A 25,184-nucleotide genomic window follows, 5' to 3' on the forward strand; every position below is an offset into this window, starting at 1 on the left:
CAATAATATTGCATGGAAAAAAGATTGGAGGAATTGTTTAATAATTCGTCACTCACAGTTGAAGAATTAAGAAATGTATTTATAAAAGACCTTGTACCTCTCGTGCATGGAGAGAATTTGGTAGGTCTGGATCGAGGGGATGTGGAGCATCTTATGGATGGTAATAATAAGTTTCGGTTGAAGATCGGGACGGGAGTCGGCGAAAGTCGAGCCATAGATGCAATCGGAGATGTGCTGACAAAATTGGGATCGGTTATCGAAGAAGCGGATCATGCTAGGTATTTGATGTACATTGAATATGGTGCGGAGGATTTGATGATGGATGAATTGGTCCGGGTAATGAATTATTTTGAGGAAAAAGTAGGAAATGAAGTGGAAATGGTTTGGGGAGCCGGGCGTAATGATGAATTAGGGAATCAATTGGAAATATTATTGTTGGCCGGGTGGAAGTAATTACCTGAGGGATTCAGATCGGTCATATAAAATAAAGTATTCACGGAAATCTTTTTCAAGATTCCCGTGAATGGTATTCTTTTCTGGCGAAGAGAAAAATACATAGAAGTGTAACTTAAGGTACTTGTATACAATTTTGTAGTGAAATGTGAATTCCTAAATGCAAGAATGCGTATAGGACTACCCGTTATCAAATGAAGAAGGAATGAGTATTTAAGGTAATTACCAGATAATCATAGAGTAAAAGCCTATCAAGTTCGTATCAAAGACGTTCACGAACGTCTTTGATACGTCTTTGTAGCGAAGTTGATACGTCTTTAATCCCTAAGTGCATCGAATATGCAACGGGTAAACACGGTTATTACCCTGAAAAAGTTTATTGTAAACTAGAGTAAACCTATATCAGAAAGATTGAAAATACGTGAAATAGATAGCGTTTCCCGTCGCTTGTTTTTGGAATTTTCTCGTTTCGAAGTAACCTTGAAAGGGGAAAAAGCGTAATGTGTGAAAATTAAACAAGAAAGATGATGGATTTGAATAAAATGTTGAATTTGACGGGAATGGTAGCTCTCGTGACGGGAGGCGGTAATGGTATCGGTTGCGGGAGTGTCCGTATTTTGGCAGAGGCGGGAGCTGATGTGGTGATTGGTGACGTGAATCTGGCGGCAGCCGAAGAGGTGGCAGAAGATATACGTGAAATGGGGCGTCGGGCTCTGGCTCTGAAATGTGACGTGACGAGAGATGCGGATTTGATGAATCTCGTGGAACGGACCATCGTGGAGTTCGGTAAATTGAACATTCTGGTGAATAACGTGGGAGTTGGCGGGGGAGGCCGTGAAAATCCTTTTCGGGTGACGGTGGAATATTTCGAACGTATTTTCAAGGTAAATGTGTTCAGTGCTTGGAGATTGTGCCAGTTGGCCGTACCTTATATGAAACAGGCTGGTTATGGTTCGATCGTGAACATTACTTCCATGGGAAGTATCAATCGGAGTCCGAACATGAGTGCCTATGCCTCGTCAAAAGCGGCTTTGAATCACATGACAGCCAACTTGGCAATGGATTTCGGACCCGATGTACGGATTAATGCCGTGGGACCGGGAGCCGTGGAAACGCAAGCACTCGCATCCGTGCTGACTCCGGAGATCGAGAAAAAGATGTTGGAACACACTCCAATCAAGCGATTGGGTGAAATAGAGGATATTGCCGGGGCGGTCCTCTTTTTTGCAGCACCGATTTCCAGTTGGATCACTGGGCAGGTGTTATTTGTGAACGGGGGCGGTGTCCAAACGTTGGATTAATCCTTTTCGGGACCACCCGTTCCTTCTTTTTGTACTTGTAATTCTTTGATTTCTTTGTTGAGAAAAATGGACAGGACTGTCCGTAAAATTACAACTCCCCCAAGTATAGCCAATTCATTCAAGCTGGGTTCCAGAACTGTTTTTAGAATATCGGAGGCAATCAAAAACTCAAGGCCTAATAGTAAATAAGTTCCTAGATCGGCACGAAGTTCACGAGTTGCCGTGAACGAGTATTTCCCGGTAAAACGTCGGGATTCATTACGGATGAACGCGCAAAAAGCAATTATCGCCCCATAGATAACGATGATCAGGCTGATGACGCTGATACCCGTGGATAGTATTTCAAGATAGTGCATGATTTTCATGATGTGGTATTTATAATGTCGTAATTACGGATTTTTTGTATAAAGGTTGTTACAATTCCCGTTTTTTCGCTAAAATCGTTATCTTTGGGGTGTTGTAAAAATAAATCACTTACTATAAAGAAACAATGGAGCAAGAGAACAAACAAATGAATTCACTCCCGGATAACGCGTACCGGGAGCTCGCCCCGGGCGAGGAGTACAAGCCGATGATGCCGGCGAACACGAAACCCAAGGAGGTTACGCCTTATTCCGTGACATTCGGTATTATCATGGCGGTCATTTTTTCTGCGGCAGCAGCTTACCTTGGACTGAAAGTAGGTCAGGTATTCGAGGCTGCGATTCCTATCGCTATTATTGCTGTTGGTGTGGGCAATATGTTGGGGAAGAAAAATATGTTGGGACAAAATGTGATTATCCAGTCTATCGGAGCTAGTTCCGGTGTGATCGTGGCCGGGGCAATCTTTACGCTACCGGCTCTTTACATTTTAGGACTGGAGGCTCAATTTTACCAGATATTCCTTTCTTCTCTGTTCGGGGGTTTTTTGGGTATCTTGTTATTGATTCCTTTCCGGAAATATTTCGTGAAAGACATGCATGGGAAATATCCTTTCCCGGAGGCAACAGCAACCACGGAAGTTCTGGTTTCCGGTGAAAAGAAAGGTAACCAAGCTAAACTATTGGCCGTGAGTGGACTGATCGGAGGTCTTTATGATTTCTGCGTGAGTACCTTTGGTTGGTGGGCAGAAGGAATCTCAACCCGTATTATGGGATGGGGAGAAGTGCTTGCTGACAAGATGAAAGTGGTATTTAAAGTGAACACGGGTGCGGCAGTACTCGGTTTAGGATATATTATTGGGTTGAAATACGCGGCGATTATTTGTGCCGGTTCTTTCACCGTGTGGTTCGTGTTGATTCCTTTTATTAGTCATTTCGCTGATGGACAGACATTAGCTGTTGGGGAGGGAATTACAGTGTTGTTGCGGGATATGACCCCGGAGCAGATCTTCTCGAATTATGCCCGTCATATCGGTATCGGTGGTATTGCTATGGCCGGTGTTATCGGTATTATCCGTTCTTCCAGTATTATCAAGCAGGCTTTAGGATTGGCCGTTAGTGAATTAGGTGGTAAGAAAAAAGGAGATGGTGTGGTGGAGCGTACACAGCGTGATATTTCCATGAAGTTTATCCTGTCCGGGATTATCTCCGTGCTGATCGCTACTTTCGTGTTTTTCCAATTTGGCGTGTTGGGTAATTTAACTCACACGATCATCGCGACGTTGATTGTATTCGTTATCTCTTTCTTGTTCACGACGGTGGCAGCAAACGCTATCGCTATCGTGGGTTCGAATCCGGTATCCGGAATGACGTTGATGACGTTGATTTTGAGTTCACTGGTATTGGTTAGTGCCGGGTTGAGTGGAACGAGCGGAATGATGGCTGCCATGATCATCGGTGGGGTGGTTTGTACCGCACTGTCTATGGCCGGAGGTTTCATTACCGACTTGAAGATCGGTTACTGGTTGGGGACAACTCCTGCGAGACAGGAAGGCTGGAAGTTCTTGGGTACGGCTGTTTCTGCCGCCACGATTGCCGGGGTAATGATGGTGTTGAACCAGACTTATGGTTTCGTGGGAGAGAACGCGTTGGTTGCCCCGCAGGCAAATGCGATGGCTGCCGTGATCAAGCCTTTAATGGAAGGCGGAGCAACTCCTTGGTTGCTGTACTTTGCCGGAGCGGCTTTGGCATTGATCTTGACGATGATCGGTGTTCCCGCATTGGCTTTTGCTTTAGGAATGTTTATCCCGTTGGATTTGAATACTCCGCTGTTGATTGGTGGTTTGGTTAGCTGGTACGTGGGTACTCGTAGTAAGGACGAGAATGTGAATAAAGCTCGCCGTGAACGTGGTACATTAATTGCTTCCGGATTTATTGCTGGTGGGGCTTTAATGGGTGTGATCAGTGCTATTCTGAAATATTGCGGTGCTGACTGGTTTATCACTTGGAGTGGTGCTGAAGTATTGGCTGTCGTGATGTATATTTTGATCATCCTTTACTTCATCTACGATTCTATGAAAGCTAAACTGGCGGATTAATTTTAAATTTTAGATTGTAAATTTTAAATTGGACAATGCAATTGGAAATTTGCAATCTAAAATAATGATTAAGCTGTTTTAATCTAAAATTTAAAATCTAAAATAAAAATGGTGGATTTAAAAGATCGTTTTTTGAAATACGTGAGTTTCGACACGCAAAGTGACGAAATGAGCGAGACTTTCCCTTCTACCGAAAAGCAGAAAGTGTTGCTGAAATACTTGGTAGAGGAAATGAAATCTCTTGGGTTAACCGAAGTGGAGATGGACGAGCATAGTTATGCTATGGGTACAATTCCCGCTACTCCGGGTTATGAGGATCGTCCGGTGATTGGTTTTATCTCTCACGTGGATACGAGTCCGGATATGAGCGGGGCGAATATCAAACCGCAGATTATCGAGAATTATGATGGAAAGGATATTCGTTTGAACGAAGATCTGATGATGACGGTGAAGGATTTCCCGGAATTGTCTGCGTTTAAAGGACATACGTTGATTACAACCGACGGGACAACTTTGTTGGGTGCTGACGATAAAGCGGGGGTTGCCGAGATCATGACGGCTGCCGAGTATCTAATGGCACATCCCGAAATCAAGCATGGGAAGATCCGTATCGGTTTCACTCCGGATGAGGAAGTGGGCCGGGGAGTGGATTATTTCAACGTGGAGAAATTCGGCGCTAAATTCGCTTACACCATTGATGGTGGGTTCGAGGGCGAATTGGAATATGAAAACTTCAATGCCGCCAGTGCCAAGGTGGCTATTCAAGGACGTAACGTGCATCCGGGTTATGCTAAAGATAAGATGATTAATGCTTTGCAGGTAGCTGCCGAGGTGAATAGCCTGTTACCTGCCTGGGAGCGTCCGGAGCATACTGATGGATACGAGGGTTTCTATCATTTGGTAGGATTGAGCGGTTCCGTGGAGAACGCGGAAATCAGTTATATCATTCGGGATCATATCCGGGAGAAGTTTGAGGCTAAAAAACAATTCATGATGAAAGTGGTAGAATTGTTGACTCAGAAGTATGGCGAAGGTGTGTTGACGTTAACTTTGAAGGATCAATATTATAATATGCGTGAGATGGTTGAGCCGCATCCGGAAGTGATCGACAAGGCGTTCAAGGCTATGGAGCAAGCCGGGGTAACCCCGATTGTCCGTCCGATCCGTGGAGGTACCGATGGCGCCCGTCTTTCATACATGGGATTGCCTTGTCCGAATTTATTCACCGGGGGAATGAACTTCCACGGTAAGTTCGAGTACTGTTCTCTGGACACGATGAGACGTGCGCAGCAGACGATTTTGAACTTGATTCAACTTTGGGCGGAATAAAGAATTTAGTCATTAGAAAAGCCCTTGAAACTTGCTCTTGTTTCAAGGGCTTTTCTTGTATATTTTGAATATATTTTTTGTGATTGAATCTATAAGTCGCAGTTTTTGTGTACATTTGTATATATAATAATTGTATACTATGGGGAAATCTAATTTAGTTCGTTTTGATTGGGCTGCCAAACGATTATTGAGAAACAAGTCTAATTTTGTGGTACTGGAAGGTTTTTTATCCGTGCTTTTAGAGGATAAGATCCGTATCGAGCGAATTTTGGAAAGTGAAGGTAACCAGCAAAAGTTTGATGACAAGTTTAATCGGGTTGATATGCTTGCTGAAAATTCGAAGGGAGAGTTGGTTATTATTGAGGTTCAAAATAATCGGGAACTGGATTACTTTCACCGGATGTTGTATGGCACTTCTAAAGCGATTACAGAATACATAAATCAGGGAGACCCTTATGCTAACGTGAAGAAAGTGTATTCTGTCAATATTGTTTATTTTGATTTAGGCCAAGGAGATGATTATGTGTATCATGGGCATACGGAGTTTCGGGGTGTTCATACGAAAGATGTGTTACGGTTATCTGTTCAACAACAGGAGCAATTTGTTTGTCATGATGCGGGAGATTTGTTCCCGGAATATTACGTGTTACGGGTAGATGAATTTGATAAGTTGGCCAAAACTCCTTTGGATGAATGGATATTGTTTTTGAAGACGGGTGAGATTGCGGAGAATGTGACGGCAAGTGGTTTGCGGGAGGCAAGGGAACGTTTGCGGGTAGATAAGTTGAGTGATGCGGAACAGAAAGAGTACGAGCGTCACATGGAAGCATTACGTTATCAGCGTAGTGTTATTCAAACAGGATGGATTGAAGGGAAAGCAGAAGGAAAAGCCGAGGGAATAAAGGAGGGAAAGATAGAGGGAATGAAAGAGGGAATGAAAGAGGGTAAGGTTGAGGTAGCTCGTTCCTTGAAACAGATGGGGTTATCTGTTGAGAAGATTGCAATAGCCACGGGGTTGTCTATTGATGATATTGAACATTTGGAATGACGGAATATATTTGAATAATAAAAAGCACTTGAACGTTATTTGGTTTCAAGTGTTTTTTTCCATAAAAAGTTTACCTTTGATAGGTAAAATGCTAAGAAACTAAATAATGACAAATAATGCGTATGTGGCCGAACAGGCTACTCTTTTCCCTTTTACCCCGCCGAAACATTCGGATAGTTTGTGTATTCCCGTACAGACGTGGGAATTTTTATGTCACACGCTCTATTTAAAGCGGTATCCTTTTTTACTCGGTCCGAAAGGATGTGGGAAGTCTTCCATTGCTAAGGAATTGGCGGATGCCATGGGGATGGAGTATTTTGCTTTCGATATGGGGCAGGCTTTTAAGCCGAAAAAGATGTTCGTGGGAGGATTGATTATCGGGGATGACGGGAAAACGAAAGCGGTACGTTCGGAGTTTTTTAAGGCTTTTGTGTCGACTAAACCAACGTTAATATTCTTAGATGAGTTGACACGTACCCCGATGGTGGCGGCGAATTTCCTGATGACTATCTTGGATCGTCAACAATCGTATATCTATGATGAGGATTCTGGGAAACGCTATAATAAAGGCGGAAATGTGCTTTTCGTGGCAGCAGGTAACGTGGGATTTGCCTATGTTTCCACGCAGCGTTTGGATACAGCCTTTGAAGATCGGTTTATCAAAGTTCGGTTAAATTACTTGACCACGGCAGAAGAGGCTGCATTGATTCAGGCTCGGTTCCCGAAGGTGTCTCGTGATGCGGCTACTCAATTGGCCAAGGTCGCCGAGGTGTTACGTTTGGCCGAACAGAAAGAAACGCTATCCGTTTCACTTTCGACTCGTCAGGTGCTGGATGCGGCGGCTTATATCCCGTTAGGGTACAGGCTGGATGAGGTGATCGAGCGGGTGATTCTCACAAACTACGTGATTACAGGGGAAGAGACAGTGGCTCGTTCCTTAATACAGACCCTTTGAACGTGCGGTCATGGATTATCGACGGATAGAAGAGATATATGACGAACAGTTTATCGACCGGGATTGGTGGGGAAATTTTCCCATGGCTCGAAATTTACTGGATCGGGATTTGGGAACCACGGATTTATTGAAATTGGTCCCGGTATGTGCGAGGATCGCTTTTCATGTCACGGGGGAGATTCCTAAAATGGTACTTTCCAATCGGGTTCCTAGTTTGTCGATGAATCCCAAACATATAGCCCTGAATTTAAAATTGTTGCGATTGGGCGTGTCGGACGAGACAAGAGTATTTGTCTTTTTCGGGTATTTCGTTCACGAGTTGGCACATCTGATTTACACGGGAAAAGATATTGCAGAGTTGAGTGACGATGAATTGCGCTACACACCAATGCATTATGATATGATTCATTTTATTGAGGATCGGCGAGTGGAGTCGAAACTCGTAAAGGATTTTCCCGGTTATCACTATTATTTGTATGCGGCTCGTAAGTTGGGGTTGGCGATGGGATTGAATGCCGTGGAACATTATATGGGATTTTATGGTGGACAGAGTGAAGATGGTGTACATCGGGGAATGGACGGTTCCGAGGCTTTGTATGATTATATCTGTTCTAAAATATTGTACCCGAATCTTCTGGACGAGAGTAATTATATGCGGGAAGTATTGTCTTTTCCCGGTAATGACGGGAAAGTACGGCAAGTGAATGCGATCTTGAAATCGATCAAGGATTATGGGGAATTGACTTACAAGGAGGTTGTTTGGTATGCGGGAATGTTGACCGAGTTGTTTCAAGAAAAGGAGATATGTCCGGATCATTTCTTTTTACAGGAGATGAAGAAGGCGATGAAGGGGATCGAGGATTTCAAGACGGATAAGCAGATTAAAATGGCTGAATCCGTTATTCGTGATTTGCGGAAAACGTTGAATCAAGAGCCTGTCTTTTCGACCCAGTTATACGTGAGTCCGGAACGGTCAAAGCTGGAATGGAAGGGGACATTGGGTGTTTGTGACCGTATCGAGGAGTTCGAGGCTGATGTAGCCGAAATTTCGGATGATTTATTGAACCGGGCAAAGGAACTGGCGGCCAAAATACAGTTGAGTCTAGCCATGTTCTCCGGAAAAATGGATCGAGCCCGGGTGATCTACGAGCAGGATTCCGGGGAATTGGATGAGGATGAATTGTATCAATCCCGATATAACCGGAATATATTTTTTGAGGAAGTAATGGCTCCTTCGGCTATTTTGGAAGTGGTTATCCTTTTGGATTTGTCCGGTTCGATGTGTACGGGAGACAAGATTTCCACGCAAATTGTGATCTCTTCTGCGTTAGCCTTGGCTTTCAACAAGTATCCGAACGTGGTGTATTACTCGATATACGGGCATCGCTGTGGAGATGAGGGCATCGAGATTATTCGTTTCCACGATCGGGGCGAAAAACTGCAACTGGGGAAGCTGTTCTCTCAACAAGCGTTAAATGCCAATGCTGACGGGTATGCCATGCTGTATTGTTTTGATAAGTTCAAGTCGGATGCCAAGAATAAATTGTTCTTCATGATTTCCGACGGGGCTCCCTCAGCCACGGGGTATGACGGGGAGGATGCCCGTGAACACGTGTGGGAGGTCGTGCGGGAAGGAAAGAAGAGAGGAATCGAGGTTCTGTCCGTGGGGATTGATAATTTCGAACAGGCGGATATGTATGAAGAGTTTATTCCTTATTCCGGTCCGGAGATCACAACGAAAATCTCTCAGTGGATTCGTAAGAAATTCATGTCGATAGCGGATGATAATTCATTTTAACGATAATAAAAAAACAGCATCAAAACCGATGCTGTTTTTTCATTTCTTATTATAATCCTAATTTCTTACGTATTGCTTTCGGAATAGCATCTTTGTGAACCATGATTGCCACGGTCTGCAAGCGACAGAATGGTTCGGACATATAAAGATAACCACCGAACGGGTTACGATCTTCTCCCCAAGAATTTTTGGTCTTATAATAGATCGTTCCGTTCTGATCCTTTAGCATTCCGGTGATGTGCATCAAGTGATCATCTGTTGTCTGGCGGTTGTTAAAAGTAAATTGACGTTTGTTGTCATCTACTCTCATTTCCGGTACGGGAGATTCGAAAGACTGCATTTTACGTTCCCGATCTTTTGCGCTAAGTGTGGTCCACTTGTCGATCTCGGCATTGATCATTTCCTCCGGGTTATTGGTCGGGAGAATGGCCAACCCGTTCGGATGGCTGAAACCGTTGTGGCTTACGTCTCCATCCCAGCATACGGAGTACCCGTTTTTCAAGGCGTTATTCATCACTTCCATTAACTCGTCAATCGGTAGATTGTAGTAACGGGCGTGCATCCAGTTATCGGGAATCGTGAGTTCCACCTCTTCGTAGAAAGGGTACATTTGGAAAGAAGTCAATTCCACGTAATCATTTAAATTTAGATCTAGGGATGCCGCAAAACTTTGCGGGGTATACTCCTTGCCCTCGTAAGTGAATGTTTCCGGGGTGTCACCCAGATAAGCCTCGATATATCTCATGAAACCTTTTGTCCACACGGGTGTAATTTGTCGGTTCGGATTTTTGTTCACGGCGTCAAGGATTCCTTGCAAAGCAGCCACCATTTCTGCATGAATGTGGAAATCTCGTCCGTATTGTAATCCGGTATATACTTCTTCCGGAACAATTCCGTATTTTTTGATCATATCTATTACGTCATGAGCTTGTCCTCCCTCGCTGAAGTTTGTCTTCCCGTGGAATTGAACGTAACGTAATCCTTTCTCGAAGTAGGCATTTTTAGCCACGTAAAGTTCTGCGAGATCATAGACAGGTTTGCCTTTACGCAGTAATTCGGATTCTAAGAATGAGAGAGTTGCGTAGTCCCAGCATGTTCCCACGCTTTGTTGATTCTTCACCGGGGTCGTTTTCAAGTCAACGACTGTTGTAAAGTTGTAGCCGGAACGAGGTCCGCCTTTTTGTGCAAACACGGCCGTGCTGATAGAAACAAGCAGGATGACCATGCATAAGAACGAATGTTTTATCATATCTGATTAATTTTGGTATTTTTACTTTGGTGGCGAAGTTAATTAAAATTTTGCATACACTAAAAATAATCTTTTACCGGCAAAACGAATGCTTTGTAGCGGATAATCTATATCTTTACCTTGTTTTTGTGGACGTGGGGAGAAATATACTTAAATATAAATTACTTTATTCATGAAAAAGAGCGTTATATTACTTTTGAGTGTTACCGCATTAGTAACGTCTTGTAAGGATGGAGCTAAGCAGGTAAACAACCCATTAATGCAGAAGTTTGAAACCCCGTTTCAAGCTCCGCCTTTTGATAAGATAAAACCGGCGGATTACAAGCCGGCTTTCGAGGAAGGTATGAAACAACACAAGGCAGAAATTGAGGCTATCGTGAATAACCCGGAAGAACCGACTTTCGAGAACACGATCGTGGCTCTTGATAAAGCCGGGGAGTTGCTGAATCAGACCTCATCGATATTCTTTAACCTGTACGAGGCGATGAAGAATGATGAAATGCAACAATTAGCCATGGAAATCAGTCCTGCCGTAACAGCCCACGGGGATGAGATTAACATGAATCCTAAATTGTTTGCTCGGATCAAGGCATTGTACGACAAACGGGAGACTTTGGGATTGGATGCTCTGGCTTTGCGTACGTTGGAACTGTATTACAATGATTTCGTGCGTGGTGGTGCGAATCTGAATGATGCCGATAAGGCTAAGATGATGCAGATTAATGGTGAGTTGGCTAAATTGAGTTTACAATATGGTGATAACCTATTGAAAGAGACAAATGCTTTCACGTTGGTTGTTGATAACGAGAAAGACTTGGCCGGACTTCCGGAAACTTCTATTGCCGCCGCTGCGGCCGAGGCTAAAGACCGGGGCATGGAAGGTAAATGGGTTTTCACGGTTCAAAAACCAAGTATGATTCCTTTCCTGACGTATGCCCAAAATCGTGATTTGCGGGAGAAGTTATACAAGGGATATTATATGCGCGGGAATAATGACAATGCTAATGACAACAAGGCCGTGTTAGCTAAAATGGTGAACTTGAGAACGGAAAAAGCTAAATTGTTGGGATTTGACACTTATGCCGCTTACGTGGTAGATGTGAACATGGCCAAAACCCCGAAGGCTATCTATGATTTCATGGGACGTGTGTGGGAACCAGCATTGAAAGTTGCCAAACAGGAATTGGCTGAAATGCAAGCTATTGCCACGAAAGAGGGGATGACGTCTAAACTGGAAAGTTGGGATTGGTGGTATTACGCGGAGAAATTGCGGAAACAGAAATATGATCTGGACGAATCCGAGATGGCTCCTTATCTGAAATTGGAAAACGTGCGGGATGGAATGTTTGCGGTTGCCAATAAATTATATGGAATCACCATGCATAAAAGAACGGATATTCCGTTATATCACCCGCAAGTGGAAACTTACGAGGTGAAAGATGTTGACGGAACTTCTCTCGGAATTTTGTATTTGGATTATTACACTCGTGCCAGCAAGTCAGCAGGAGCATGGATGACCGAATTCCGTCACTACACGAAAGTGAACGGACAGGAAGAAATGCCATTAGTTTCTGTGGTTTATAATTTCTCTCCGGCCGTGGGGGATGCTCCCGTTTTGTTGAGTTGGGATGACACGGAAACGATGTTCCATGAATTCGGACACGCCTTGCACGGATTCTTTACTCGTGGCGATTACCAGCGGATTGCGGGTACGATTCCTCACGATATGGTAGAGTTACCGTCGCAGGTGATGGAGAATTGGGCGAGTGAACCGGAAGTGTTGAAAATGTATGCAAAACATTACCAGACTGGCGAGACTATGCCGGACGCGTTAATCCAGAAGATTCAGGAGAGCGGACATTTTAATCAGGGATTTGCGACGGTAGAATACGTGGCAGCGGCTTTACTGGATATGGATTGGTACTCTAATACAGAAGTGAAAGATTTTGACGTGAACGCTTTCGAGAAAGCCTCTATGGATAAATACGGTTTGATCAAAGAGATATTACCTCGCTATCGTTCCACGTATTTCTCTCATATTTTTGATGGCGGTTACAGTGCCGGATATTACGTGTATCTCTGGGCCGAAGTGTTGGACGCTGACGCTTTCCAAGCTTTCAAATCTTCTGGGGATATTTATAACAAAGAGTTGGCAGCCAAGTTTAGAAAATATGTTCTGTCAGAAGGCGGATATGCTGACCCTATGCAGCAGTATATCAAATTCCGTGGTCAGGAGCCATCGGAAGATCCTTTGTTGCATAAGAGAGGATTGAAATAACAGGAAAGTCCGTAAAGTTCGTAAGGTTTATAAAGTTTATAAGGTCTGTAAAGTTTGTGAATCCTTGTGGATGATTTGTTCATGATGGCATTGTTGCCAATAAATAGTCTGAAGGATACCAAAAACTTTTGACTTTATGAACTTTACGGACTTTATAAACTAATTACGATGTGTGTGCGTGTATTTGTTCTTTTGCTTTGTTTATTATCTGTACAGGGTGGAAGACTGTTTGCCGTGGTACGGGGAATTGATTCATTGGCTCGGAATGAAAAATGTGCTGTTGTAACAGGAGTCGTGTATGATGTACAAGGCGAGGCGATAGCCGGGGTCAATATTATTGAAAAAGGAACGATGAACGGGGTAACTACCGATCGAGAAGGGAAATTCTCGCTTGAGGTAGATTTGCATGGAACGTTGATCGTCTCTTTTGTTGGCTATCGAACCCAGATCATCCCGATTGACGGGAGAACCGATTTAGTGATCACGTTGGAGCATGATTATATTCTTTTGGATGACGTGATCGTGACGGCATTGGGATTGCAAAAGAAAGAATCGGCCTTGTCTTACGCCGCTGTTCAGGTGAACAAGAATGAGTTAGTCCGGGTGAAAGATCCGAACATGATCGTGGCGTTGATGGGAAAAGTGGCCGGAATGCAAGTGAACCGGAGTTCTTCGGGAATGGGTGGCTCAGTGAAAGTCGTGATGCGGGGAAGTCGATCCGTGGCTGGGAATAATCAACCGTTGTACGTGATTGACGGGGTACCGATGTTGAACGAAAGCAGTGAACAACCTTACACGGCTATCGGGGGAACGGCTGATGCGGGAAATCGGGATGCCGGAGATGGAATTTCTAATTTGAACCCGGAAGATGTAGAGAGTATCAGCATCTTGAAAGGGGCCCCGGCCGCGGCCCTTTACGGGACACAGGCTGCCAACGGGGTTATTTTGATTACCACGAAGAAAGGATCGGTCGGGAAACAAGAGGTTTCTTTTACTTCCAGCGTGGTTTTTGATAAGGCGATGATGTTACCGAAGTTGCAGAATCATTACGGGATGAGCGATGAAATCGAGAGTTGGGGAGAGCGAGAGAATATAGCCACGGGTAACCCGATACCCTCTTTTTTTCGGACGGGAGTAACAGCGATTCACTCTTTGTCCTTCATGACAGGGAATGAGCGAGTACAAACTTATTTCTCGTATGCTAATACCACGGGGAAAGGGATTCTGGAGAATCATAAGTTGTCAAAACACAATATTAACTTGCGGGAAACGGCGACATTTTACGAGGGACGTTTGAAAATAGACGGGAATGTGAATCTATTGAGTCAGCACGTGAAAAATCGTCCTGTTCCGGGAGGATTCTACATGAACCCATTAGTTGGTCTGTATCGTTTCCCCCGGGGAATGGATATAACCGAATATAAAGAACATTTTGAAGTATGGAATGAAGAACGGCATTTGAACGTGCAGAATTGGCATGCCCCGACAGAGGATTTCGAGCAGAATCCATATTGGATACAGGAGCGAATCACGAGCCGGGATCAACGAATACGGGCTATTGTTTCCCTCGCATTGAACTTGAAAATTACAAATTGTTTTTCAGTTCAGGCCCGTGGAAACGTGGATTACGTGAACGATAAATTCCGTCAAAAATATTATGCCTCGACGGCCCCCGCGCTGGCAGGAGATAACGGGCGTTATATAGATTCCGGGAACGAACAGGTGCAAACGTACGGGGATGTGATTGGAACTTATAAAGGAAAGTTTAATGACTTTTCGCTGGATGTATCTTTAGGGGCCAGTATTAACCGGAAAAAAGTCAATGAACTTCGATACGATTCGAAGACCGCCTCTTTGAAATTCGCTAACGTGTTTAATATAGCGAACATAAACATGAATACATCTGCCTATATTTCAGAGCAGATTGATGCCGTCCGGGAGATGCAGTCATTGTTTGTCACGGCACAAGTAGGGTTTCGAGATTATCTATTTCTGGATGTTTCAGCCCGGAATGACTGGAGTTCTACTTTAGCGTACACGACCAGGGAATCGAGAGGCTTTTTCTATCCGTCCGTTGGTTTTTCTTGGTTGGTGAACCGGGTGCTGAAATTACCCGAACAGGTGACGAGTGGTAAGGTGCGGGCCACGTGGAGTAAGGTGGGAAATGACATTCCCTTGTATATCACGAATCCCGTGGCTCACGTTCTGGCCGGTGGGGGAATACAGGCATCGGATGCGGCTCCTTTTGAAGAGATGAAACCGGAGATGAGCTTGTCAATGGAGGTGGGAACGGAATGGAAATTCTTTGGCTCTCGCCTGCACGTTGACTTTACCTATTATCAGACGCATACCAAGAATCAGTTTTTCAAATTACCGGCAAAAGATGGCGACGAGTATGCCTATCGTTACGTGAATGCTGGAAATATTCAGAATACAGGTGTCGAGCTGATGATTGAGGGTACTCCGGTTGAGATTAAAAATTTCAGTTGGAAAACAGGAATAAATTACGCTTTCAACAAGAATAAAGTGGTTCGTTTGCACGCCGAGTTACCCGTGTTTCAATACGGGCCTTATGGTTTTTCATCCAGTTACGCAATGAAATTGAAGAAAGGAGGGGCTTTCGGGGATATATACGGTAAGGCATTCAAGCGGGATGCAGACGGGAAAATTCTTTACGAGACGGATGGAGAACATCAGGGATTGCCGATGATTGAAGGAGATGGGAACACGGTGAAAGTGGGAAATGCTAATCCGGATTTCACGTTGGGATGGACGAACACTTTCTCTTGGAAGGGATTGGTGTTGAGCTTGCTGATAGATGGTCGGTACGGGGGTAAAGTGTTGTCGCAGACACAGGCCGACATGGATATGTACGGGGTGACAAAAGTTACTGGGGATGCACGGGACAGGGGGTACGTGATGCTGGAAGGAGAGAAGATTACTAACGTGAAAGGGTTCTACAAGTCTATCGTCGGGGGACGTTCCGGGGTGACGGAATATTATATGTATGATGCCACTAATTTCCGTTTGCGGGAGTTGGCTTTGGGCTATACCTTCCCGAAGCGCTGGATGGAGGCAACGAAGTTTTTCCGGGATGTTCAACTGGCTTTTATTGCCCGAAATTTATTTTTTATATACAAGAAAGCGCCTTTTGACCCGGATCTGATTCTTTCCACGGGGAATGATAACCAAGCGATAGAAGTGTACGGGATGCCCACCACGAGAAGTATGGGATTCAGTTTACGTGTCATGTTTTAATTGGAAGAAAGAATGAGAGGTTTAATCTACATGATAATGGGGTTGATGTTCGTCTCTTGCACGGGACGTTTCAAGGACTTGAACACGGATAATACGGGAATCACGGATGAGGATATGCAAGTCGATCTGAATCACCTGGGCATACCGTTAAACGTGATTCAGCAAGGGATTTATTTTAACTATGATTACGGGAAGGGGAAGAATTGGCCTTATCAGTTGATGCAGAATCTGAGTGCCGATATGTTTAGCGGGTACATGCACGATTACAAACCTCTAAACGGTGGAAGTCATAACTCCGATTATAACCTGCAAGACGGGTGGAACGGGACGTTGTGGGAGAATACCTACGCTTACATCATGCCCCAGATTAAACGACTGGAGGATTCTACCCGGTTAAAATACCCTGCCGTCTATGCTGTCACTGAAATATTGAAAGTGGAAGTGATGCATCGGGTCTCTGATTATTATGGTCCTGTCATTTACACGAGTTTCGGAAATAAAAAAATGATATACCTGCCGGATTCGCAACAGGATGTTTATTATCGTTTTCTGGATGATTTGAAAACGGCGGTGGGGATATTGGAAAATCACGTGAATTTAGCTGGCTACACACCTGAATTTTCCCGTTTCGACTTGTTGTTGGATGGTAAGGTCGAATCGTGGATTCGGTTTGCCAACTCGTTGCGTTTGCGTCTGGCAATCCGGATGGCAATGGCCAATCCGGATAGAGCCCGGCAAGAGTTCGTGGACGCTTTCGCTGATCCCCACGGTTTTTTTGAAGAACCCACGCAACAGGTGGCCGTGACGACAGACAATGAATATACTAACCCGTTGGGCGAGATTAACCGGGTGTGGGGCGAGGTGTACATGAATGCGTCCATGGAATCTATTCTGAATGGTTTTGATGATCCCCGGCGAGAGGCTTTTTTCGAACCTTGTCCCGATGATGTTCTTTTGCAGGATCGAGATGGACGGGATTCGGTTCGTATCCCCTTGAAAGGGCAGTATCGGGGAATCCGTCAAGGAACCATGTTTGCTCACACGCTTTATTCCGCTTTGTCGAAAATATACGTGAATGTCCGGACGAAACCGATTCTGATGACGGCTGCCGAGGTCTGGTTCCTGCGGGCGGAAGCCGCTTTGCGGGGATGGACGACGGAGGACCCCGGAATTTGTTACGAACAGGGCATCCGGTGTTCATTCTCCCAGTGGCAGGTGCCCGGTGTGGAAACTTATTTACAGAGTGATTGTCGGGCGACTGATTTCGAGGATGCCTTTACCCCCGGGAATAATATCAAGGCTCGTTGTTTGGTTACTCCCCGTTGGGATGATGCCGCCTCTGACGAGATGAAACTGGAACGGATTATCACGCAAAAATGGCTGGCAGTTTTCCCGGAAGGTTGCGAGGCATGGGCAGAACAACGAAGGACAGGTTATCCGAGATTATTCCCCGTACGGTATAACAATAGTCGTAACGGGTGTGTTGACATGGAAAAGATGATTCGTCGTCTGAATTATCCCTCTTCTATTCTTGATAATGATAACGGGCAATACGAGATGTTGGTCGATGCCTTGGGAGGTCCGGATCATGCCGGAACTCCTTTGTGGTGGGATACTGGACGGAATTTTTAGGCACCTTGTTTATTGCGGCAAGAGAAAAAGATATAAAATTTTAGGCTATAAAATCGAAACTTTATCAAGTTCTTTTCGTTTCTATAGGTGTTGAAAACGAAATAAAAACGAACTTTTAAATATTTATAGTTATGATGAAAGGAAATATCGGTTTAGATGCTGCAATGATTAAATCCAGCAAAACCATTTTGAATAACCTGTTGGCTGATCATTTTGTTTTACTCGCTAAAACTTGGAATTACCACTGGAATATGAAGGGCCCGAGTTTCAGGTCTTATCACACTTTTTTGGAAGATCTTTATAACGGCTTGATTGAAGATATAGATAGCATTGCCGAGCGTGTTCGTGATTTGGACGAACGTCCTATCGGTTCTTTGAAGGGATGTTTGGAGCATAATCGTATCAAAGAACATGATGATGAAAAACCGCTTCCCGATGCAAAGGGTATGCTGGCAGCTTTGCTGGACGATAATGCCGAGGTGATTCGACAAATTCGTACCGATTTGGAAACCATGGAGAAAGAAGGATCAAAGGACTTCGGGACATCCAATTTCTTGGAGGATATGATCGAGAAGAAAGAAAAAGTAACTTGGATGATCCGGGCTCATTTGGAATAAGGATAGATTTTTTTGTTATTAGTGAATGGAAAGGGATTGCTGTGATGGTGATCCCTTTTGTTGTGTGTATAATAATATTCTAATCCGATGTTTTTGTATCTTCGTGGCGAATAATTACACGAGATGGAAGATAGAGAGATTAGCGACATATTGATTCGTTGGTACGAGGAGAATAAACGGGACTTACCGTGGCGAAGGACTTCCGATCCTTACCTGATCTGGATTTCGGAAATCATACTTCAACAAACTAGGGTGGTACAAGGATTGGAGTACTTTAACCGATTCACGGAGCGATTTCCCGACGTGGCGGCTCTTGCCCGGGCGGATGAGGACGAGGTGATGAAGTACTGGCAAGGGTTGGGGTATTATAGCCGGGCTAGGAACCTGCATGCGGCAGCCCGGCAGATCATGAATGATTTCAGTGGTGTTTTTCCCCGTACACGTGAAGAAGTGCTTTCGTTGAAAGGAATTGGTGATTACACGGCGGCGGCTATTTGTTCTTTTGCCTACCGGTTACCCTATGCAACCGTGGATGGAAATGTATTCCGGGTATTGGCCCGGTTGTTTGATATAGATTTACCCATTGACGGGGGAGAGGGGAAGAAATATTTTACGGCATTGGCTCAATCTCTGTTGGATGAACGTCGTCCGGATTTGTTCAACCAGGCAATGATGGAGTTCGGGGCATTGCAATGTGTACCCAAATCACCAGATTGTGAGCATTGTCCTCTAAATGGGAAGTGCCTGGGATTAGCCGCCCGGCAAGTGGAGCGATTACCCGTGAAAAGTGGGAAGACCGTGGTGAAACCCCGTTATTTTAATTATTTGTATATACATGGGCAAGGTATGACCCTTTTATTTAAGCGAACGGGGAATGATATTTGGCGTAATCTCTACGAGTTCCCGTTAATCGAAACGGAACGTGCGGTTACGTGGGAGGAATTGTCCGGGATGGCTGTTTTTCAAGAGTTATTTGATGGTATCGAAAAGGTTGAAATTATCCGGGAGTATGTGGCAAAGAAACACGTTTTGTCTCATCGGGTGATATACCCTGTATTTTATGAAATCCGGGTCGATTCGTTTTCAGAGAGTATGGAAAAATATTTGAAAGTGCCTGATGATCGGGTGGGAGAATATGCCGTTTCCCGATTAATTCAGTCATATCTTGAAGTGCGAGATGGTTTGTTGTTTTAAGAAATAAAAGTTCATTGTTTGTCGATCGCTGTTGAAAAAAGTTTATTTTTGCACTAATGCGAAAAAGTGATCGAGATATATTGGATGTGTTCGTGAAGAACCGTAAGGAAGGAGTTCGGATGTTGTTTGATCGATATTATCGTCCTCTCGTGCTGTATGCGGGAAGTTTGATTGATGATGATACGATGGCAGAAGATCTCGTTCAGGAATTTTTCGTGCGTTTATGGGAAGATGATTATCTGAAGCATATTGAGGAAAAGGCTCTTAGTTCTTATCTTTTTTCTTCTGTTCGCAATAGTTGTTACACTTACACGCACAAGAAGGATGTGTTGCGTAGACGGGTGGATTACACGGCTATTGACGTGGCCGCAGACACGGCCACGGTGCTGAATCAGGAAATTGTGGATCGGGTGACGACTGTTATCGCTCGGATGCCGGAGCAAACGAGGAAAGTGGTGGATTGCGTTCTGATGCGGGATATGAAATATCAGGATGCGGCCAACGAGTTACAGGTGTCTCTAAACACGGTGAAAACGTTGTTACGTAATGGAATGCGTATATTGCGGGAAGAATTAAAGGGAGATGAAGAATTGATTCTGTTACTTATCCTATCCAAGAGCTTGGGAGATTAACCCCTTGCTATTCTCTGATGTATTATGTTTGGTTTATTGTTACGTGTTTATAGATCACTTAGGTGGTAATGTCAGGTCTGTTTAATTTGTATGATGTCTGTTAAAATGGCGGCTATAAGTGGGCGATAAGGCGGCGACAAGGCGGCGATAGCGCCCAACAGTCAGGCAACGGTCAGGTAACAGTCACTCAAAATTAGAGAGAATGGTAGGAGTTATCGTTTTTTAAGTTTATTTTTTCGAAAAAAATGTGCCTCCATTCACCCGTTTTGATTTTTATTTAGTCCTACTTGTAAAAAATAAGAATAAGTATGGCTATTTCAGACTATATGGAAGACTTAATTTATCGAGTTCTAGTGGGAGAGGCGAGCGTGGAGGAACGGGAGGAGTTCGAGACGTGGTTGCGGGAAAATGCTGAACACCGTGTCTTCTTTGAAAAAATAGAGCGGGCCTGGTACACGGGAAAGTATGTGGCCCGGTGGAAGAACGTGGAGATGAGTGCCGCATGGAAAGCAGTGGAACACAGGAGGGAACAGAGGCAAAGGCGTCATTTCAGACGAATCGGGTGGAGTGTGGCTGCGAGTGTGGCTGTGCTGATTGGGATTACATGGCTTGTGGGATCGTGGGAAGAAGAAATTCCCTCTTCGGTTGTGGCTCAGTCCCCGGTGGTAAAACCGGGTGAGGCGAAAGCTCGCTTGGTGTTGTCATCTGGATTTGAGGTTGAGTTGGGATGCACGAATGGAGATACGATCCGTGAAAAGGGTTTCCCAATTCTGAACGGGAAAGAGTATATTGATTATAGTAAACAGGAAAATTCCTTACAGGGAGATGTTGTGTATAACGAGTTGATCGTTCCGTCGGGGGGAGAGTATCGGCTAGTGCTGGCCGATCGCACGGTGGTTTATATGAATTCCGAATCCCGGTTAAAGTACCCGGTGATGTTTAGCGGGAAAGATCGCATGGTGGAGTTGGAAGGGGAGGCGTATTTTGACGTCTCCAAAGATGAGGTGCATCCTTTTATCGTGCGTACGGAACGATTGGACGTGATGGTGTTAGGCACAGGATTTAACGTGATGGCCTATAAACAAGATCCCCGAACGGAGGTCACCTTGGTGAAGGGGAAGGTGGATGTAAAAAGCGGGAAAATCAACGAAATATTGACTCCTAGCCGACAATTCGTGATGAATAACGAGAACCGTGAATACGAGGTAAAGACCGTAAACGTGGCTACTTACGTGGACTGGAAGGACGGGGTACTTAATTTTGACGGAATGCCGTTGGAAGAGTTGGGGGATAAACTGGGACGTTGGTATGAAGTGAAGTTCTTTTTCACGAAAGAGAGCTTGAAACGGTTAAAGTTTTCGGGGGCGTTTAAGAAATATAACGAGATTGGTTACATACTTTCTTTAATCGAGGCAACGACTGATGTTACCTTTAAAATCAATAAAGATGTGATTGTTGTTAATGAAAAATAGAGAATAGGATTACTTCTGAGGAATAAAAATACCGGAAAGTGTTAGGACCACGATCCGGTAATCACTCCCGAAGAAGTATTTAAGTATCACTTAATTTACAAATGTATGAAAAAAAGTAATGTCTTGTGGCTTGTTTTGTCAAAAAATAAGCAGCAACAATTGTCGAAAATTATGAAATTGACTTGGATTTTGTGCGTCTGTTTCGTGTGTTCTCTGTCTGCAAATGTGATGTCGCAGCAGAGAGTGAACATGAATCTAGGGAAGACGTCAATTAAAACGGTTTTTGAGGAAATTCGACGGCAAACGGGAAAGATCATTATCTATAATGATGATCGTTTAGCCTTGGAGCGGGTGGTAAAGGCCGATTTTAAAGAGGCAGATGTACGGGCTGTGCTTGATAAGGTGTTGGCTGGTAGCGGGATGACTTATCGTTTCGTGGATGATTATATCGTTATAGTTCCCGAGGTGAAGACGATGCGGGATAGTACGGTGAAACAATTCCAGATAAAGGGAAAAGTGACGGATAAAAAAGGTGAGGCGATTCCCGGTGTAACGGTACGCTTGGATAGTACTAGTTTAGGTGCCGCAACAGACGTGAATGGAGAGTTTTCACTGACGTTATCCATGGAAAAGGGGACACTTGTTTTTTCCTTTATCGGAATGAAAACGCAGAAGGTGAAGTACACGGGCCAAAAATATCTTAACGTGGTGATGGAGGAAGATGCCTTGGAAGTGGAAGAGGTTGTTGTCAATGGTTATTTTTCTAAGAGCAAGGAAAGTTTCACGGGTAACGTGGTTTCCGTGAATAAAGAGGAGTTGGCCAAGGTGTCGTCCAATAATTTGATTAGTGCTTTGCAGGTGTTTGATCCTTCTTTCCGGCTGCGTGAGAATGTTGACATGGGATCGAACCCGAATAGTTTACCTGATTTTCGTATTCGCGGTAATTCCGGTTTCGGGGTGGAAGGCGTGTCTGAGGCCACATTTAGGAATGATCCGAATTTACCCACTTTTATCTTGGATGGTTATGAGGTCGATGTAGAAAAAATCTTTGACTTGAATATTGACCGGATCGAGAACGTGACAATATTAAAGGATGCTTCGGCTACCGCGATCTATGGTTCCCGGGCAGCAAACGGGGTCGTGGTGGTGACGACGAAAGCTCCAGAAGAAGGAAAGTTGAGAGTGTCCTATAATATGAATATGGCGATCAATGCTCCGGATTTGTCTGATTATAACTTGATGAATGCCAAGGAAAAATTGCAGGCCGAGTTGGATGCCGGGTTATATGATTCGGATGATCTTTATACCCAGCAGTTGTTACGAATGGATTATGCAGAGCGTTTGGAACGAGTGAAAAAAGGGGTAAACACGTATTGGTTGTCTCAACCTTTGCACGTTGCTGTCGGACATAAACATTCCTTGTATGTAGAGGGGGGTGACCAAAGCGTGCGTTACGGGATTGACGTGAATTACCAGGCTAATCCGGGAGTGATGAAAAAATCTTCGAGAGACCGGTTCGGGATAGGCTTTCTACTTTCTTATAATTTGAATAATAAGTTGTTGTTTAGAAACAAGTTGACGGTGGATAAGGTGAAAGCGAAAGAATCACCGTATGGTTCCTTCAAGGATTATGCCAAGGCGAACCCGTATGACCAGATTTATGATGAGGATGGAAATTTGATTAAATCATACCAACCGCACGTGAGTACGAGCAATCGTTTCTTGAATCCATTGTACGAGTCAACGTTGAATCATAAAGATAACACGACGTACACGGAGTGGACGGATAATTTTGATTTTGACTGGTTTATCAGCGAGCATTTCAGGTTGAAGGCCAGAGTGTCATACTCGGAACGTACGGATAAGCAAGAGAAATTCACGGACCCGGAATCAGCGATTTACAATGAGTCTGACTATCAGGATGGAGAAGGAATTTTGAAGAGAGGGGAGGCGTATAGTTTCCACGAGAAGAGTTCTAACTTGGATATGAACGTGGTGTTCAGTTATAACCAGCAGTTGGGGAGTCACTTTTTGAATGCCGTGTTGGGAGGTAATGTTATCGAGACCCGGTTTGAGAATGAATCATATAGCGTGATCGGTTTTCCGTCGGGTAGTATGGATTACATTTCTTTTGGTAAGGAGTTTAAGGATTTAACCCCGGAAGGAAGTGAGGGATTATCCCGTTTGGTAGGTTTGTTTGTGAACTTGAACTATACTTGGAATAATATTTATTTACTGGATTTATCCGGTCGTCTAGATGGATCGTCAAAATTCGGTTCCAAGAAGAGATATGCCCCGTTTTGGTCGGCAGGTATTGGTTGGAACGTGCATAATGAAAAATTTTTTGAAGGATTGAAAGGTGTGATTAATCATTTGAAATTTTCCGCGAATGTCGGGGCTACCGGTAAAGCTTCTTTCGAGGCATATGAGGCCCAGGATGTGTACGAGTATTACAAGGGACAATGGTATGCCGGGGGGTTGGGTGTGATCATGAACAACATGGGAAATACAAACCTGCAATGGGAAAAGACACACACGTTTGACGGGAATTTTGAAATTCAGTTTTTGAATGGATTGGTCAGTGCTAATATGAACTACTACGTGAAGACAACGAAAGATTTGCTTGCAGATATTACTTTACCGCCTTCTTCAGGTTTTGAAAGTTACAGGGATAACTTGGGAGAGCTGGAGAATAAAGGATATGAAATTTCGTTGAGAGGATTCGTGGTACGGGATAAGGATTTAATCGTGAATGTTTTCGGATCGATCGCGCATAATAAGAACGTGATTAAAAAGATTTCCAATTCATTGGAAACGTACAACAAGAAAGTGGATGATGAGCAGGATAATTATGAACCGGGATGGGGTGAAGCGATAGAGACAGCCAAACCTCAGGTACAATTTAAAGAGGGACAGTCAACTACGGCGATTTACGCGGTAAAATCCCACGGAATAAACCCGATGAACGGGAAAGAGGTGTTTGAGGATTTGAAAGGTAACTTGACTTATGAATGGAGTGCTGCCAACAAGATAGTGTGCGGGGACACGGAACCCAAGGTATCGGGAGCTTTTGGTGCCAATGCGGACTGGAAAGGATTTAATATTAATGTTAGTTTCTTGTATCAATGTGGAGGACAGGTGTATAACCAAACGCTTGTAGATCGGGTGGAGGATGCAAATTTGAGTTGGAACGTGGATCGCCGGGTGTTGCAAGGCAGGTGGAAAGAACCGGGAGATCACACTTTCTTTAAAGATATTAAGAACCGGGATCGGACGGAGGTTTCTTCTCGTTTTGTTCAGGATGAGAACGTGTTGCAATTCAAATCATTGTCATTTTCTTATTCTTTCCCGACCGAGTTGATTCAAAGATGGAGCTTGGAACGTTTAAAATTGACGTTCCAGATGGAAGATATTTTCAGAATATCTAACGTGAAACGGGAACGAGGTCTGGATTACCCGTTTGCTAGAATTTTTAACGTGGGATTACAGGTACAATTCTAATCCTGTAGA

Annotated in this window: 17 protein-coding genes; 15 read left to right on the forward strand and 2 right to left on the reverse strand. The window is 44.2% G+C overall.

Translation table 11 applies throughout. The features are described 5' to 3' along the window. Positions 1 to 12 precede the first annotated feature (12 nt). On the forward strand, positions 13 to 453 hold the full coding sequence (locus R8806_RS19670; RefSeq protein WP_124316010.1) for an FtsZ/tubulin family protein: 441 nt from the start codon (positions 13 to 15) through the stop codon (positions 451 to 453). A 524-nt stretch (positions 454 to 977) separates the two neighbouring features. Continuing rightward, positions 978 to 1,754 carry a glucose 1-dehydrogenase gene (locus R8806_RS19675; protein WP_206513568.1) on the forward strand — a complete coding sequence of 259 codons (777 nt, stop codon included), beginning with the start codon at positions 978 to 980 and terminating at the stop codon, positions 1,752 to 1,754. On the opposite strand, the gene R8806_RS19680 is transcribed toward R8806_RS19675, so the two are convergent. Beyond that, complete coding sequence (locus R8806_RS19680; RefSeq protein WP_124316009.1) at positions 1,751 to 2,119, reverse strand: DUF1622 domain-containing protein; 369 nt, start codon at positions 2,117 to 2,119, stop codon at positions 1,751 to 1,753. The genes R8806_RS19675 and R8806_RS19680 overlap by 4 nt on opposite strands. Before the next feature lie 125 nt (positions 2,120 to 2,244). Between R8806_RS19680 and R8806_RS19685 the strand changes: the two genes are divergently transcribed. The 5 genes from R8806_RS19685 to R8806_RS19705 all read left to right on the forward strand — a co-directional run bounded on the left by R8806_RS19685 (position 2,245) and on the right by R8806_RS19705 (position 9,342). Next, positions 2,245 to 4,212 (forward strand): OPT family oligopeptide transporter, encoded by a 1,968-nt coding sequence (locus R8806_RS19685; RefSeq protein WP_124316008.1) that lies wholly within the window; start codon positions 2,245 to 2,247, stop codon positions 4,210 to 4,212. A 111-nt stretch (positions 4,213 to 4,323) separates the two neighbouring features. Further along, complete coding sequence (gene pepT / locus R8806_RS19690) at positions 4,324 to 5,541, forward strand: peptidase T (RefSeq protein WP_124316020.1); 1,218 nt, start codon at positions 4,324 to 4,326, stop codon at positions 5,539 to 5,541. A gap of 139 nt (positions 5,542 to 5,680) precedes the next feature. Then, positions 5,681 to 6,589 carry an Rpn family recombination-promoting nuclease/putative transposase gene (locus R8806_RS19695; RefSeq protein ID WP_124315783.1) on the forward strand — a complete coding sequence of 303 codons (909 nt, stop codon included), beginning with the start codon at positions 5,681 to 5,683 and terminating at the stop codon, positions 6,587 to 6,589. A gap of 106 nt (positions 6,590 to 6,695) precedes the next feature. Next, the gene (locus tag R8806_RS19700) at positions 6,696 to 7,544 is read left to right on the forward strand and encodes an AAA family ATPase (protein ID WP_124315782.1); all 849 of its coding nucleotides are present in this window, start codon (positions 6,696 to 6,698) and stop codon (positions 7,542 to 7,544) included. Positions 7,545 to 7,554: 10 nt separating this feature from the next. Then, the gene (locus R8806_RS19705; protein ID WP_124315781.1) at positions 7,555 to 9,342 is read left to right on the forward strand and encodes a vWA domain-containing protein; all 1,788 of its coding nucleotides are present in this window, start codon (positions 7,555 to 7,557) and stop codon (positions 9,340 to 9,342) included. 49 nt (positions 9,343 to 9,391) lie between these two features. Here R8806_RS19705 and R8806_RS19710 read toward each other — a convergent pair whose 3' ends face one another. Beyond that, the gene (locus R8806_RS19710) at positions 9,392 to 10,591 is read right to left on the reverse strand and encodes a C1 family peptidase (protein ID WP_229783026.1); all 1,200 of its coding nucleotides are present in this window, start codon (positions 10,589 to 10,591) and stop codon (positions 9,392 to 9,394) included. A 172-nt stretch (positions 10,592 to 10,763) separates the two neighbouring features. Between R8806_RS19710 and R8806_RS19715 the strand changes: the two genes are divergently transcribed. The 8 genes from R8806_RS19715 (at position 10,764) to R8806_RS19750 (ending at position 25,175) form a co-directional block, all read left to right on the forward strand. Next, entirely contained in the window at positions 10,764 to 12,869 is a 2,106-nt protein-coding gene (locus R8806_RS19715) for a M3 family metallopeptidase (RefSeq protein WP_124315780.1), read from the forward strand. A 168-nt stretch (positions 12,870 to 13,037) separates the two neighbouring features. Further along, positions 13,038 to 16,127 carry a SusC/RagA family TonB-linked outer membrane protein gene (locus R8806_RS19720; protein WP_124315779.1) on the forward strand — a complete coding sequence of 1,030 codons (3,090 nt, stop codon included), beginning with the start codon at positions 13,038 to 13,040 and terminating at the stop codon, positions 16,125 to 16,127. 12 nt (positions 16,128 to 16,139) lie between these two features. Further along, entirely contained in the window at positions 16,140 to 17,759 is a 1,620-nt protein-coding gene (locus R8806_RS19725) for a SusD/RagB family nutrient-binding outer membrane lipoprotein (protein WP_124315778.1), read from the forward strand. A gap of 131 nt (positions 17,760 to 17,890) precedes the next feature. Beyond that, positions 17,891 to 18,376, forward strand: a complete 486-nt coding sequence (locus tag R8806_RS19730) for a Dps family protein (protein ID WP_229782459.1) — start codon at positions 17,891 to 17,893, stop codon at positions 18,374 to 18,376. A gap of 123 nt (positions 18,377 to 18,499) precedes the next feature. Then, complete coding sequence (mutY, locus tag R8806_RS19735) at positions 18,500 to 19,570, forward strand: A/G-specific adenine glycosylase (RefSeq protein ID WP_124315777.1); 1,071 nt, start codon at positions 18,500 to 18,502, stop codon at positions 19,568 to 19,570. A 56-nt stretch (positions 19,571 to 19,626) separates the two neighbouring features. After that, positions 19,627 to 20,202 carry a sigma-70 family RNA polymerase sigma factor gene (locus R8806_RS19740; RefSeq protein ID WP_087421690.1) on the forward strand — a complete coding sequence of 192 codons (576 nt, stop codon included), beginning with the start codon at positions 19,627 to 19,629 and terminating at the stop codon, positions 20,200 to 20,202. A gap of 308 nt (positions 20,203 to 20,510) precedes the next feature. Beyond that, positions 20,511 to 21,674 (forward strand): FecR family protein, encoded by a 1,164-nt coding sequence (locus tag R8806_RS19745; RefSeq protein WP_124315776.1) that lies wholly within the window; start codon positions 20,511 to 20,513, stop codon positions 21,672 to 21,674. 105 nt (positions 21,675 to 21,779) lie between these two features. Beyond that, positions 21,780 to 25,175 (forward strand): SusC/RagA family TonB-linked outer membrane protein, encoded by a 3,396-nt coding sequence (locus R8806_RS19750; protein ID WP_124315775.1) that lies wholly within the window; start codon positions 21,780 to 21,782, stop codon positions 25,173 to 25,175. The last annotated feature ends 9 nt before the right edge of the window (positions 25,176 to 25,184 follow it).

It is taken from the genome of Butyricimonas faecihominis (assembly GCF_033096445.1).
GTDB classification, from domain to species: Bacteria; Bacteroidota; Bacteroidia; order Bacteroidales; family Marinifilaceae; genus Butyricimonas; species Butyricimonas faecihominis.